This is a genomic window from Burkholderia sp. IT-111MI5 (assembly GCF_949752865.1).
Lineage (GTDB): Bacteria > Pseudomonadota > Gammaproteobacteria > Burkholderiales > Burkholderiaceae > Burkholderia > Burkholderia pyrrocinia_C.
In genome coordinates this window covers 693,950-707,309 of sequence record NZ_CATKIF010000011.1, presented here as the reverse complement: position 1 = coordinate 707,309, position 13,360 = coordinate 693,950, and the positions used below count along the sequence as shown (strand labels likewise).

General features: G+C 68.8%; 11 protein-coding genes. 5 read left to right on the top strand and 6 right to left on the bottom strand.

Annotated features, from left to right (window positions below; genetic code table 11):
* Positions 1 to 148: 148 nt before the first annotated feature.
* A complete protein-coding gene (locus tag ACM6JT_RS11345) occupies positions 149 to 1,456 on the bottom strand; it encodes an MFS transporter (protein WP_034179872.1) in 1,308 nt (435 codons plus the stop codon).
* Positions 1,457 to 1,988: 532 nt separating this feature from the next.
* Between ACM6JT_RS11345 and ACM6JT_RS11340 the strand changes: the two genes are divergently transcribed.
* Positions 1,989 to 2,435 carry a MarR family winged helix-turn-helix transcriptional regulator gene (locus ACM6JT_RS11340; RefSeq protein WP_034179871.1) on the top strand — a complete coding sequence of 149 codons (447 nt, stop codon included), beginning with the start codon at positions 1,989 to 1,991 and terminating at the stop codon, positions 2,433 to 2,435.
* 24 nt (positions 2,436 to 2,459) lie between these two features.
* Here the strand turns inward: ACM6JT_RS11340 and ACM6JT_RS11335 are convergent, their stop codons facing one another.
* From ACM6JT_RS11335 to ACM6JT_RS11315, 5 genes are all read right to left on the bottom strand, one after another.
* Entirely contained in the window at positions 2,460 to 4,745 is a 2,286-nt protein-coding gene (locus tag ACM6JT_RS11335; RefSeq protein WP_414856494.1) for a molybdopterin cofactor-binding domain-containing protein, read from the bottom strand.
* A gap of 146 nt (positions 4,746 to 4,891) precedes the next feature.
* Entirely contained in the window at positions 4,892 to 5,545 is a 654-nt protein-coding gene (locus ACM6JT_RS11330; protein WP_034179869.1) for an isochorismatase family protein, read from the bottom strand.
* A 19-nt stretch (positions 5,546 to 5,564) separates the two neighbouring features.
* Positions 5,565 to 6,605 carry a 2,5-dihydroxypyridine 5,6-dioxygenase gene (locus ACM6JT_RS11325; protein WP_034179868.1) on the bottom strand — a complete coding sequence of 347 codons (1,041 nt, stop codon included), beginning with the start codon at positions 6,603 to 6,605 and terminating at the stop codon, positions 5,565 to 5,567.
* A 48-nt stretch (positions 6,606 to 6,653) separates the two neighbouring features.
* A complete protein-coding gene (locus tag ACM6JT_RS11320) occupies positions 6,654 to 7,484 on the bottom strand; it encodes an alpha/beta fold hydrolase (RefSeq protein ID WP_034179867.1) in 831 nt (276 codons plus the stop codon).
* A 27-nt stretch (positions 7,485 to 7,511) separates the two neighbouring features.
* The gene (locus tag ACM6JT_RS11315) at positions 7,512 to 8,264 is read right to left on the bottom strand and encodes an Asp/Glu racemase (protein WP_131947776.1); all 753 of its coding nucleotides are present in this window, start codon (positions 8,262 to 8,264) and stop codon (positions 7,512 to 7,514) included.
* A 298-nt stretch (positions 8,265 to 8,562) separates the two neighbouring features.
* Here ACM6JT_RS11315 and ACM6JT_RS11310 point away from each other — a divergent pair, with 298 nt between their 5' ends.
* From ACM6JT_RS11310 to ACM6JT_RS11295, 4 genes are all read left to right on the top strand, one after another.
* Positions 8,563 to 9,720: an FAD-dependent monooxygenase gene (locus ACM6JT_RS11310; protein WP_034179865.1), complete on the top strand. Its 1,158-nt coding sequence runs from the start codon at positions 8,563 to 8,565 to the stop codon at positions 9,718 to 9,720.
* Between the two features lie 141 nt (positions 9,721 to 9,861).
* The gene (locus ACM6JT_RS11305) at positions 9,862 to 10,365 is read left to right on the top strand and encodes a (2Fe-2S)-binding protein (RefSeq protein WP_414856493.1); all 504 of its coding nucleotides are present in this window, start codon (positions 9,862 to 9,864) and stop codon (positions 10,363 to 10,365) included.
* Positions 10,355 to 12,781: a c-type cytochrome gene (locus ACM6JT_RS11300; RefSeq protein WP_414856492.1), complete on the top strand. Its 2,427-nt coding sequence runs from the start codon at positions 10,355 to 10,357 to the stop codon at positions 12,779 to 12,781. The genes ACM6JT_RS11305 and ACM6JT_RS11300 overlap by 11 nt, the downstream gene beginning before the upstream one ends.
* Before the next feature lie 224 nt (positions 12,782 to 13,005).
* A complete protein-coding gene (locus tag ACM6JT_RS11295; protein WP_034179862.1) occupies positions 13,006 to 13,338 on the top strand; it encodes a hypothetical protein in 333 nt (110 codons plus the stop codon).
* The last annotated feature ends 22 nt before the right edge of the window (positions 13,339 to 13,360 follow it).

The window sequence follows — 13,360 nt, the reverse complement described above, 5'->3', positions numbered from 1 at the left end:
GTGCCTGCGCGGTCGACGAGGGCGGGAAACCCGCGCCCGCGCGCGTGGGGTGGCGGCGCGGGCGCGAAACGAGGGCGGGTGTGTGGCGAACGAGCCTGACGCGGGCGGTTGTAAAAAAGGGCAGCGTCGCGGCAGGCGACGCGATGCGTCAGCGGTTCACGAGTTTTGCCGGATACGCGAGCGCGAGTGCGCAGCCGACCAGCATGCACGCGGCGAAGCCATACAGCCCCGCGCTTTGCGAATGGAACGTGTCGCGCAGCCAGCCGATGAAGTAGGTGCTGCCGAACCCGCCGAGGTTCGCGATCGAGCACGCGAACGCGATCCCGCCGGCCGCGGCGGAGCCCTTCAGGAACGTGGACGGCAACGCCCAGACGACCGGCATCGCGGCGGCCGCGCCTGCGTTGATCAGCGAAAACAGCAGTACCGTCCCGAGCGTGCCGTGCGACGACGAGGCCGCGATCGCCAGCGCGACGGCCGACACCACGAACGGTACGACGATATGCCAGCGGCGTTCGCGCGCGCGATCCGAGCTCGCGCCGCAATACAGCGTGGCGAGCACGGCCGCGGCATTCGGAATCACCATCAGCCAGCCGATGTGATACGCATCCTTCACGCCGGTGTCGCGCAGGATCGTCGGCAGCCAGAAGCTCACCGCATACAGGCCGAGCAGCACGCACAGGTCGATCAGGCCGAGCGCCCATACCTTCGGATCGGAGAAGGCCTTGCCGAGCGCGTGGCTCTTGTTGCCGGACGGATCGGCGTCGAGATTCGCGCGCAGCATCCGCTTTTCGTCCGCGTTCAGCCATTGCGCGGATTCGATGCCGTTGGGCAGCCAGCGCAGCACCGCGAAGCCGAGCAGCACCGACGGCAGTGCTTCGAGCAGGAACAGCCACTGCCAGCCGCCGAGCCCGTGCGTGCCGTCGAACGCGCGCATGATCCAGCCGGAGATCGGGCTGCCGATCATGCTCGACAGCGGCAGGCCGACCATGAACAGCGCGACGATCCGTGCGCGGCGCGCATCGGGATACCACTGCGTCAGGTACAGCAGCACGCCCGGCAGGAAGCCGGCTTCGGCGGCGCCGAGCAGGAAGCGCACGACGTAGAACTGCATCGGCGTGTGCACGAACATCGTCGCACCCGACAGCAGGCCCCACGTGATCATGATCCGCGCGATCCACAGCTTCGCGCCGACGCGCTGCAGCACCAGGTTGCTTGGGACTTCGAACAGGATGTAGCCGGCGAAGAACAGGCCGGCGCCGAGCCCGTACACGGTATCGCTGAACTTCAGCGCGTCGAGCATCTGGAGTTTCGCGAGCCCGATGTTGATGCGGTCGAGATAGGCCGCGAAGTAGCACAGGCAGAAGAGGGTGATCAGGCGCAGCGTGACCTTGCGATAGAGATTGCCGTGCTGCGCGTCGTCGGGGGAAACGGCGGCGCTCGGGTGTGCGGTAGACATGGGATTGCCCCTGTTCGAGTGTGACGGATGAATGGGTGGCCGATCGACGCGGGCGGACATTTCGCCGCGCACTGGAGTCTGTATATCACGGCAATTAAATAGCGTACACACTAGAAAATACCGAATCGCACAGGCATGAATCCGGCCGCTTGAAGGTAAGTGTTTGCATGAGAAAAACCGCGCTTTTGATAGGGCTTTTGACGATCTAAAACGCATGTGGAAATGGCCTGCGAGCGCGCGAAAGCATGCACAAAATTCGTGCGTATGCGCTCAAAAGTGAAGTGTGTGCGCGAGAGTGTGTCGCAGCGTGCAAATGCACGCGAGGCAGCAGGCCCGGACCCACGGGGCGACCGTTCGGCGACGGCATCGGCCGGTGATCCGCCGCTGTCAGGCGATCGTCAGGCGCGATGCGTGCCGGGTGCCGCTAATCCTGATGCACCGCAATGAAGCGGCCACCCGGCCGCCGGTTGCGCCGAATTGAGGGTGTACACTGCTTGTCTTTCACTTGCATGCGGCACAGGCCTTCACTTTCATGGCGTCTTCCAAGGATTCCTACGACTTTCACGACCAGATCGGACATTTGCTGCGCCGTGCGTATCAGCGGCACGTGTCGATCTTCCAGGAAGCGATCCCCGATTCGGATCTCACGGCCGCGCAGTTCGTGACGCTGTGCGCGGTCAAGGAACGCCAGGCGTGCTCGCTGAACGACATCGTCAAGGCGACCGCGATCGACCAGGCGACGATTCGCGGCGTCGTCGAGCGCCTGAAGACGCGCGCGCTGATCGAGGTGCTGCCCGACCCGAACGACGGCCGCAAGCTGATCGTGCGCGCGACCGCGACCGGGCTCGCGCTGATCGACCGTACTGTGCCGTTTGCGAGGCAGGTCACGGAGCGCACGTATGGCGCGCTCAATCCGGGCGAGCGGGTCGCGCTGCAGTTCCTGCTGCGCAAGATGATGGAAGAAGACGGCGAAGCGTGATGCGCACGCGGGGCGCCGGCCGGCCTACGCAGCGCCGGCGGTTGCGGGCGCTGCGGCTTCATCGGCGCTCATCAGCCGGCCGGCCTCGCGCAGCGCGGCGCGCACCGCTTCGGGCGTAAACGGCGGCGCGTAGAACCGCACGCCGGTCGCATCGAACAACGCGTTCGCGACCGCCGCAGGGCCCGGCACCGACGCCGATTCGCCCGCGCCGAGCGGCGGCTCGCCTTGTCTCGGCATCAGCACGACATCGACGTCCGGCACTTCCGCGAACGTCAGGATCGGATAGCTCGCCCATTCGCGCGACGCGACCTTGCCGTCCGCGAACCGCACGCGCTCCTTCAGCGTGCGGCTCAATACCTGGATCACGTTGCCGTGGATCTGGTGGCGCACGCCATCCGGGTTGATCATCGTGCCGGTGTCCTGGCCGACCGTCACGCGTTCGATGCGTATCTCGCCCGACACGCGATCGACGCTCAGGTCGACGATCCATGCCGACCACGCCGCGCCGAAACCGGGGAAGCGGCTGTGCACGTAGCGCGCATACGCGACGCCGCGGCCGCGCGCGAGGCGCGCGCCGTCGTGTTCGCGATGCGCGTGCGCCGGGCGCGGCGTCCAGCCCGCGCGGTCGGCCACGGCCTGCAGCAGTTCGGTCGCGCGCGTGTCCTGCAGATGGCGCAGCCGGAACGCGAGCGGATCGATGCCCGTCAACGCCGCGCATTCGTCGACGAACGCATCGTGCGCGAACGAGTTCGGCAATGCCGACACGCCGCGCAGCCACGACGCGCGCACGAGCGGCGCGAGATCCTCGCAGACGAAGCGGCGATGCGGGCTCGCGTACGGCGACACGGCCGTGCGGTCGCCCATCTCGAACACGCGCGGCTCGGGCGCGATCGTGCCGGTCAGCAAGGCCGCGAGCAGCGGCGCGTCGTTCGACGGATAGCGCGTCGTGAAGTCGTAGCCGAGCAGGCGGCCGTCGCGCGTGACGGTGCCGGTCACCTGCATCAGCTGGCCCGCGCCCTTCGGTTCCCACAGATGTTCGTCCGCACGCGACAGTTGCACGCGCACCGGGCGGCCGACCGCACGCGACAGCAGCAGCGCGTCGCCGCACACGTCGTCCGCGCCGTTGCGGCCGTAGCAGCCGGCCGCTTCCATCCGCACGACGTCGAAATCGGCTTCGTCGCGCGCGACGAGCGTCGCGAGGTCGTAGCGCAGCGATACGGGATTCTGCGTGCCGGACCACACGGTGATCCGGCCGTCGCCCGGTTCCCGGTAGTCGGCGAGCGCGCATGACGGGCCGATCGAGCCGTGCATCTGGAACGGCCACGCATAGGTGCGCGACAGCGTGATCGTGTCGGGCAACGCGCGCGCCGCGTCGACATCGCCTTCGTCGAGCAGCACGCGGCGCTTGGCCGGCGCGGCGGCGATCGCGGCGGCCGGCTCGTCGAGCGGCGGCAGCGCGGCATGCGGCCGCCACGTCACGCGCAACTGGCGCGCCGCGCGGATCGCATGTTCCTCGCGTTCGGCAACCACGCCGACGAAATCGCCGATCGCGACGACAGCCACCAGCCCCGGCACGTCGGCGACCGACGCGCGATCGACGTCGACGAGCGACGTGCCGACGAACGGGCCGCTGTCGTGGCCCGCATACGGCGGCCGCACGACACGGCCGTGCAGCATGCCCGGCACGCGCATGTCGTGCACGAACGTGAGCTGGCCGGTCGCTTTCGCTGGCAGGTCGACGCGCGGCGCCGACTTGCCGACGATCCGGTACAGCGCGGGGTCCTTCGTGGGGGTGTTCAGGTCCAGCGTCAGCGCGATGCGATGCATGGTGACGAGCGCCGCGAACGTCGCCGTTTGCCCGTCCGCCGAAATGGTCCCGTTGTCGATAACCAGCCGCTCCACGTCGACACTGAACCGCTCGGCGGCAAGCGCCAGCAGCGCGTGGCGCGCCTGCGCGGCCGCGCAGCGCAGCGGCGTCGCGGAAATCTGGATCGTCGCGCTCGCGATGGTCGGGCCCTGGTTCGGTGTCGCGGCCGTGTCGCCGAGCACCATCGTCACGCGTGCGGCCGGCACGTCGAGTTCCTCGGCGACGATCTGTGCGAGCGACGTGCGGATGCCGGTGCCGAGATCGACGTGTCCGTTGAACGCGAGGATGCGGCCGTCATCGAGAATCGCGACGAAGACTTCGGGCAGTGCCGGCACGTAGGACGACAGGCTGCCCGGCTGGCCGGGCGCCGGCTTGGGCGGAGGTGCGGGCGGGCGGATCACGGTCAGGCAGCCGTCGCGCACGAGCAATTCGGAACGGTTCACGGGGAAGGTGTCCTGTCGGGAGCGGCGCGGCCGGCGACCGGTTGCGTCGGAGAGGGTTCGGGCGGCGCGCGTCAGGCCAATCTAGGCCGCCAAAAGCGCAGCGTCAATCGCGGGCGACGCATGCGCCGCCCGCGATCCGTCGCGACTCAGCGTGCGTGTGCGTGCATGGCGTCGATCGCCGCGATCGCGTCGTCGAGCGGCATCACGGCCGCATATTTCTGCTGCATGTCGAACAGGTTCGCGTCGTGCGGCGCGATCGCGCGATCGCCGACGCAATCCGCGAGCACGAGCGGGCGGAACCCGTGCGACATTGCGTCGACGACGCTCGCACGCACGCAGCCGCTCGTCACGGCGCCCGCGACGAGCAGCGTCTGCACCGCGCGCTGCGCGAGCCAGGGCGCCAGTTGCGTGCCGAAGAATGCCGATGGCACGGTCTTGCGCACGACGAGTTCGCCGGCCGCGGGCGTGAGCTCGGGCACGATCGCGCTGTTCGGATGATGCTCGGTCAGCGTCGCCATGCCGGGCACCTTCAGCGAGAAGACGTTGTCGTCGCTGCCGTCGTCCGCGTACACGATGCGGCTGTGCGCGACGGGCCAGCCGCGTTCGCGCGCCAGCGCGAGCGCGTGCGTCGTGCGTGCGATCGCCGGCGCGATGTTGCCGCCGCCGAACGTCGCGGGATCGGCGAAGCCGACCACGAAGTCGACGATCAGCAGGCCGATGTTGCCGTGCGGCGGCAGCGGCGTGCCGAAACCCTGCTGGCGGTAGACGTTCGCTTCGGCGTGATGGGAAAGATCGTTCATGGTGTCGGGCGCTCGTCGGTCACGCGGGTTGATCGGTCACGCGGCCGTCGCGCACGACGGTTGCGCCGTCGAGTTCGACCGTGCAGCGGCGCAGCGGAATGTCGATGTGGCAGGTGGTCGTGCGGTTGCCGCCGCCTTCGTTGTTCGGGCCGAGCGAGAACAGGAAGTTGCCTTCGAACGCGCGCGCGTCCATCCCGATCGTCGCCTCGCGGTCGTACAGCCCGAGCGTCGACCAGCGCGCGCGCGGCTGCAGCCCCCAGCCGATATGCGAGATCGCATAGCCTTCGGGGTCGGCGAAGGTCTCCATGTAGTCGCGCAGCAGGTCGGCGTCGACGCCGCCTTCGATGCGCGTCGCATAACCGCCTTCGACGGTCAGCGCGATCGGCTCGCTTACATAGTGCTTCTGCGGCAGCAGGATGTCGCCGCGGTCGATCACGATCGTGCCGCGCGCGGTGCGGTCGTTCGGGTAGGTCAGCGCGAAACCGCTCGGCCAGTGATCCCAGCGGCCGGGCGCGTCGACGAAGCCGTATTCGGCAGTCGGCGGGAAGTCGCCGAGCGGGCAGGTGAGCGCGGTGCCGGCCGCCGACGTCACGCGCATCTCGCGGGCGGCGGCGATTTGCTTCGCCGCGGCGAGCACGCGTGTGCGGTCGGCCAGCGTCGGCACCATCCGCACGAGCACTTCGGGCGGCTCGACCGCGAGCAGGATCTTCGTGCCGGATTTCAGGATCTCGTGCTGTTCGGGCGAGAACAGCAGCGTCATCAGGTCGAGCACGAGGTCGCTCTCGCGCAGCGCGGCGATCGCGGCCTTGTTGCCGGTCAGCGGCGTCGTGCCGAGATACGCGAGCGGGTCGCGGCTGAACGCTTTCTCGCCGTTCACCGGCGGCAGGTCGAGCCGGTTGACGATCGCGCCCATCGATTGCGTCGCGATCAGCGCGCACGACAGCGTCTGCGGGTGGGTGGCCGCGCTCGTCAGGATCGTGACGGTCTGGCCCGGTTCGAGGCGCGACAGCGTGAGCACCTGCTTCCACGCGTCGATCAGTTGGGTGTCGCTGACTGGCATCGTCGGCTCCGGTAAAGGCGTGAGGGAAAAAGGGCGGCCGCCGAGCGATCAGGCCGCGAGCGGCGCGCCGAGAAAGCTGCCGAACGCCGCGTAGAAGCCCGGCGCGTTGTCCCACGGGATCATGTGGCCGGCGTCGGGCACGCGCACGTGCTGCATCGACGGCGTCGCGCGCTGCAGTTCCGCGACGTCGTCGTCGCGCACCACGTCGCCGCGTTCGGCCGTGATCAGCAGCGATGGCACGGCCAGTTGTGCGGCGTCCGCATGGAAATCGTCGGTATGGAATCCTTCATAGCTCGCGCGTACCGCGCGCTCGTCGCAGGTATGCAGCCACTCGGCGCGCAACTGCAGTTCGGCATCGGTCCAGGTCGGGCAGAACGCGCGCATGCCTTCGGCGTCGGTGCCGGCGCGCGCGAGCGCCATCGAGTCGATGTACCACGGCAGCTTGCCCGGATAGTCGCGGCGGTTCGGGCCCGACACGGGCGGATCGACGAGCACGACGGATGCGAGCCCGCGGATGCCGCGCCGCGCCGCACGCGCGGCGATCCGCGCGCCCATCGAATGGCCGACGAGGCTCGTGCGCGGCAGGCCGAGCGCGGCGACGAGCGCCGCGACGTCGTCGGCCTGCGCATCGAGGCTGTAGTCGAGCGATGGCGATGCGTCGGACAGCCCGCGGCCGCGCACGTCGAGCACATAGGTGTCGAACGTCGCGCCGAATGTCTCACCGACGAAACCCCAGGTGATCGCGGGGCTCGTGATGCCGGGAATCAGCACGATCGCAGGGCGCGATGCGCGCGCGCCGGTCGCGCCGCCGTAGCGCAGGTAGTGCTGGCGGATGCCGTTCGCGCGGATGTTCGCGCCGTACAGGAAAGTCGAGGGCATGAATGGACTCCGTCGGAAGGGCAGCGTTCAGTACGCGCCGGACAGCAGCGCGCCGGCGCCGGGCACGACCGGCTCGAGGTCGAGCTCGCGCAGCATCGCGTAGGTGGTCGCGATCGCGGCCGTGATCACCGGCTTGCCCGTCATCGCCTCGACCTTCGCGACGGCCGGCAGCGACGGCATCTGCACGCATGCGGACAGCACGATCGCGTCGGCGTCCTGGTACGGCAGCGTTTTCACGATGTCGGGCAGGCGTGCCGGATCGTGACGGCCGACGTCGAGGTTGTCGGGAATTTCCAGCGCGCGGTAGCCGAGCACTTCAAAGCCTTCGTTGCGGATGTAGTCGACCACGAGTTCCGTCAACGGCTTCATGTACGGCGCGACGACGACGATGCGCTTCGCGCCGATCACCTTCAGCGCGTCGACGAGCGCACCCGCGCTCGTCAGCACGGGCGCCTGTGCACCGTTGTCGGCCGTGTGCTTGGTCAGGCGCGCCTGCGACACGCGGTGGTAGCCGTGCCCCATCGCCATGATCGCGACGAGGCATGCGTAACCGAGCACGTCGACGCGCGCGTCGCTCAGTTCGAGCGCGCAGCGGTCGGATTCGGCATCCATCGCCGCCAGCTCCTCCTTGACGACCTTCTTCATCCGCATCCGGCTCGAGTGATACGTGAAGCGCTCGGGGCGGATCGTTTCGCGCAACCGCAGCATCGCGGGGATCTCGGTTTCCATCGTCGTGTTGGAACTCGGCACGATCTGGCCGATGCGGTAGGTCTTGCTCATGACGGGAGGCTCCGTGTCGGTAAGGGAGGGGCGGCACGCTGGCGCGGGATCGCCGGATTTCGAGCAAAGTCTAGTGTGTACATTTGAAAATGGCAATGTATCAAAATGATGCTCGGCGCGTGTTGAGCGTTTGAGTACGTGGATATACGAGTATTTATCGGTGTTTTCCCGAATGAGATTGCAGCGATCAACAATCCGCTTGTCCTGAATAAATTGAGTGTGTACGCTAAATAAACGCCATTCAATCCGCCCGTTCTAGCGCCGCGTCAGGCGACGGGCTCACGATCAGGAGATCCGCATGAGCACACCCCGTATCGCAATCATCGGCGCCGGTCTCGGCGGCACGGCCGCCGCGGCGCTGCTTCAGCGCGGCGGCTACGACGTCGCGCTGTACGAGCAGGCGCCGGCGTTCTCGCGCCTCGGCGCGGGCATCCACCTCGGCCCGAACGTGATGAAGATCATGCGGCGCATCGGCTGCGAGGACGCGCTGAACACGATGGGTTCGCATCCGGATTTCTGGTACAGCCGCGACTGGCAGACGGCCGACGTGCTCGCGCAGATCCCGCTCGGCGACTACGCGCGCAAGACCTACGGCGCGAGCTACCTGACCGTGCATCGCGGCGATTTCCACGCATTGATGACGCAGGCGGTGACGCCCGGCACGATCCGCTTCGGCAAGCGGCTCGCGGCGGTGGAGGACACCGGCGACGCGGTGCGCCTGACGTTCTCCGACGGCAGCGTCGAGACGGCCGACATCGTGATCGGCGCGGACGGCGTGAATTCGCGGATCCGCGAGCACCTGCTCGGTGCGGAGCCGCCGCGCTATACGGGTTATGTCGCGCACCGCGCGGTGTTTCCGGCATCGCTGCTCGGCAACAAGCCGTACGACATGTGCGTGAAGTGGTGGTCGGAGGATCGCCACATGATGGTCTACTACGTGACCGAGAAGCGCGACGAGTATTACTACGTGACCGGCGTGCCGCAGGCCGAATGGCCCGAAGGCGTGTCGATGGTCGACAGCAGCCGCGACGAGATGCGCGACGCGTTCGCGGGTTTCCACGCCGACATCCAGCACCTGATCGACGTGTCGCCGTCGATCACCAAGTGGCCGCTGCTCGAACGAGATCCGCTGCCGCTGTGGAGCCGCGGCCGGCTCGTGCTGCTCGGCGACGCATGCCATCCGATGAAGCCGCACATGGCGCAGGGCGCGGCGATGGCGATCGAGGATGCGGCGATGCTCGCGCGCTGTCTCGACGAGGTCGGTGCGAGCGACTACGCGGGCGCGTTTGCGCTGTACGAGGCGAATCGCGCGGCGCGCGCGTCGAAGGTGCAGCTCGTGTCGCACAACAACACGTGGCTGCGCACGAACGAGGATCCGTCTTGGGTGTTCGGCTACGACGTGTTCGACGTGCCGCTCGTCTCGCCGTCGCGCAACAACGTGGCGGCCGCGGCCTGACGCGCACGCGATTCCCGCGCCGGCCGGCGCTTCGCTCGCTGTCGCGGGGATCGATGTGCCGGAACCCGTGTTTTTCGGCGTGTTATATGTCGTCGGGCGCGCGCCGGCCCTCGGCCTGCACGCCGCATTCCGGATCCATTCATGTCCCATCCCGCTTCTCCGTCGCGGCCGCTGGCGTTTCGCGTGAACGGCACGCCGCACACCTTCGACGAGGCCGCGCCCGACGCGCCGCTGCTGCTGGTCCTGCGCAACGACTGCGCGCTCAACGGCCCGAAATACGGCTGCGGGCTCGGGCAGTGCGGCGCGTGCACGGTGCTCGTCGACGGGCAGGCGACGCGTTCGTGCGTGGTGCCGGCCGCCGCCGCGAGCGGGCGCGACGTCACGACGCTGGAAGGGCTCGGGTCGCACGACGCACCGCATCCGATCCAGCGCGCGTTCATCGACGAGCAGGCCGCGCAATGCGGTTATTGCCTGAACGGGATGATCATGAGCACGAAGGCGCTGCTCGACCGCAACCCCGCGCCGGACGATGCGGCGATCCGCGATGCGCTGCGTTTCAACCTGTGCCGCTGCGGCACGCACCTGGAGATCATCCGGGCCGTGCATCGTGCCGCACGCTATCTGCGGGACGGCGATGAAGCATGACCTGAGCCCGCCGGTCGAGCAGGGGCGCGTGACGACGCACGAGCCGCGCGACGAAGGCACCGCCGACGTATCGAATACGCATCACGCACGCTACGAATGGCCGGTCGGCGATACGCGCACGCACGCATCGCTCGATATCGAAACCCGGACCGCACCCGACGGGCGGATGACGAGCTGGCGCTATCGCGCGCAGGCAGCTAGCGCGATAACGGACGATCTTCGCGGTTCGACGATCGAGGGTAAGGAATCCGGCCCCGCATCGCCGTTCGTCTACCGGCACGCGCAGACGTCGATCGAACTGGCCGACGTCGGTCATGCAATTCCCGGCCATGCGCACGTGTTCGCCCGTGAATCCTTCGTCGACGAACTCGCGGGCGCGTTGCGGCGCGACCCGGTCGCGTTGCGCCTGCAGCATCTCGATGCAGCGCGGGATGCGGGGCCGCGCGAGATTATCCGGATGGTCAGCGAACGCGCCGCATGGGGCGCGCCGGTCGCGGCCGACGCGAACGCGCGTTCGCGCGTCAGCGGTCGCGGCTTCGCATTCGATGGCGCCGGCGCGCTTGCGGCACCGTCCGGCGATGAACCGCCGGCAGCAGATGCCGCCCGTGACGGCGACACACGCTGGTCCGCATGGGTCGTCGATCTCGATGTCGACCGCGCGACCGGCGACGTCGCGGTGCGGCGCGTCGTGGCCGGACAAGGTGCGGGCAAACCGGGCGACGCATCGATGGCCGGTTTGCCCGCATGGCAGATCGAGGCGGCGATTTCGCGCGTGATGGGCGCGCGGTTGTCGGCGCGGCCCGCGCACGACGAGAGCGATGCCGGTGCGCAGCCGGACGCGATCGCGCATGAACTGGTTGCGTTCGACGACGCTGCGCATCGCGCGCACGGCGAGTTGTCCGCGTACGATGCACGCCGGATCGAGCAGGCGGCGGCACCGGCCGCGGCGGCGATCGCCAACGCGCTGTACGACGCGACGGGCGTGCGTTTTCGCGCACCGCCGTTCGATGCCGAGCGCATTCGCGCGGCCCTCGCGCAACCGGCACCGGTCGATTCCGGCGATGGGCCGCATGTCGGGCCGCGCCGCGTTTCGCGCTGGCGCCGCTGGCTGGCCGGCGGCGGCGCGGGCGGCATGGTCGGCGGGCTGATCGGGCTCGCGTGCGCGATCCTGCCGGGGCCCGCGCCGATCGCGCCTGTCGCGCCCGGCGGCGCGGACGGCGCGGACGGCGCGATGTGGAGCGCGGCGATGCTCGAACGCGGCCGCCAGGTCGCGATCGCCGGCGATTGCGCGGTATGCCACACCGCGCCCGGCGGCGCGACCAACGCGGGCGGGCTCGCGCTCGATACGCCGTTCGGCACGATCTACACGACGAACCTCACGCCCGATCCGGAAACCGGCATCGGCACATGGTCGTATCCGGCGTTCGCGCGCGCGATGCGCGAAGGCATCTCGCGCGACGGTACGCACCTGTACCCGGCGTTCCCGTACACGGCGTTCGCGAAGCTGAGCGAGCCGGACCTGCTCGCGCTCTATGCGTACCTGATGTCGCAGCCGCCGGTGAAGCACATGCCGCCGAAGACGAAGCTGCCGTTCCCGCTCGATCAGCGGCGCCTCGTCGCCGGCTGGAACTGGCTGTTTCACGACGCGCGGCCATTTGCGCCGGACCCGGCACGCTCCGCGATGTGGAATCGCGGAAAGTATCTGGTCGACGGCGCCGGGCACTGCGGCGCGTGCCACACGCCGCGCAATGCGCTGGGCGCGGAGAAGGGCGGCTTCGCGTACCTGTCGGGCGGCGAAGCGGAAGGATGGGTCGCGCCGCCGCTCGTCGCGTCGCCGGCCGCACCGGTGCCGTGGACCGAAGGCGCGCTGTTCGACTACCTGCGCACGGGCTTCTCCGCGCAGCACGGCGTCGCGGCCGGGCCGATGGCGCCCGTCGTCGCGGGGCTTGCGTCGCTGCCCGAGCCGGACGTACGGGCGATCGCGCACTACCTTGCGTCGCTGTCGCCACCCGTCGACGCCGCGGTGGCCGCAGACGCGGCCAGCCGTCAGGCACGCGGTGCGGAAACCGTCGCGACGCTCGGCCTCGAGAACGGTCGCCGCGCGTTCGACGCGGCGTGCGCGGTCTGTCACGCGGAATCGGGCGGCGTCGGGCATTTCGGCGTGCGCCCGCTGATGGGGCTCAACACGAGCGTCAGCCAGGCGGCGCCGGACAACCTGCTGCGCGTGCTGCATCACGGGATCGACCAGCCGGCCACCGACCGGCTTGGTTACATGCCGGGCTTCGGCGACGCGTTCGACGATCGGCAGATGGCCGAACTCGCCGCGTACATTCGCGCGCGCTATGCGCCGGGGCAGCCGGCGTGGCGCAACCTGGCCGAAGCATCGGCGAGGATCAGGCAGGAGCGCGTGCATTGACCGGCGCACGGGCGTGAGGGCACGAAATGGCGCGACGACCGGGCAAAACTACTTGCGCGATGAAAACGGGCGCGGCGCCGGGCTGTAAATCTTGCCTGCATCGGCCATCGTTTAACCATTCGAAACAATGTGTTCACTGAAAAGGGCATGATCTCCGGCGATCGGGCAGGCATACTGTCGCCTATGTTGTTCAATGCACGTCGGGCCGACGTGTGCCTGCCCTCATGTCCATGTCAGTTTCTTTTCGAACCCTGCGATGGTTGACCGTCGCGGCTGCCGCATGCTTGCTCGCCGCGTGTTCAACCGCTTCCGACGTGACCGCGACGTCGAACCCGAACGTATTCACCGTGACGACGCGCACGGTCGGCGTGTCGACGACGTGGGCCGATGCCCATGAGAAGGCCGTCAACGAAGCCACCAACTACTGCACGCAGCGCGGGATGCGCGCGAGCATGAAGCAGGAGTCGCTGACCGGCGGCCGCCGCGTCGACGCACGCTCCGAACTCGCGTTCGAGTGCCATCCGACCTTCGAGACGGCGTCGAACCCGCGCGGTTGAACGGCTCGCGGCATTGCCGTGC

Excerpts from the sequence above, each read along its gene's own strand:
- ACM6JT_RS11345 (WP_034179872.1), bottom strand. The coding sequence starts at position 1,456 with ATGTCTACCGCACACCCGAGCGCCGCCGTTTCCCCCGACGACGCGCAG.
- ACM6JT_RS11315 (WP_131947776.1), bottom strand. The coding sequence starts at position 8,264 with ATGAGCAAGACCTACCGCATCGGCCAGATCGTGCCGAGTTCCAACACG.
- ACM6JT_RS11320 (WP_034179867.1), bottom strand. The coding sequence starts at position 7,484 with ATGCCCTCGACTTTCCTGTACGGCGCGAACATCCGCGCGAACGGCATC.
- ACM6JT_RS11300 (WP_414856492.1), top strand. The coding sequence starts at position 10,355 with ATGAAGCATGACCTGAGCCCGCCGGTCGAGCAGGGGCGCGTGACGACG.
- ACM6JT_RS11310 (WP_034179865.1), top strand. The coding sequence starts at position 8,563 with ATGAGCACACCCCGTATCGCAATCATCGGCGCCGGTCTCGGCGGCACG.
- ACM6JT_RS11295 (WP_034179862.1), top strand. The coding sequence starts at position 13,006 with ATGTCCATGTCAGTTTCTTTTCGAACCCTGCGATGGTTGACCGTCGCG.
- ACM6JT_RS11325 (WP_034179868.1), bottom strand. The coding sequence starts at position 6,605 with ATGCCAGTCAGCGACACCCAACTGATCGACGCGTGGAAGCAGGTGCTC.
- ACM6JT_RS11330 (WP_034179869.1), bottom strand. The coding sequence starts at position 5,545 with ATGAACGATCTTTCCCATCACGCCGAAGCGAACGTCTACCGCCAGCAG.
- ACM6JT_RS11340 (WP_034179871.1), top strand. The coding sequence starts at position 1,989 with ATGGCGTCTTCCAAGGATTCCTACGACTTTCACGACCAGATCGGACAT.
- ACM6JT_RS11305 (WP_414856493.1), top strand. The coding sequence starts at position 9,862 with ATGTCCCATCCCGCTTCTCCGTCGCGGCCGCTGGCGTTTCGCGTGAAC.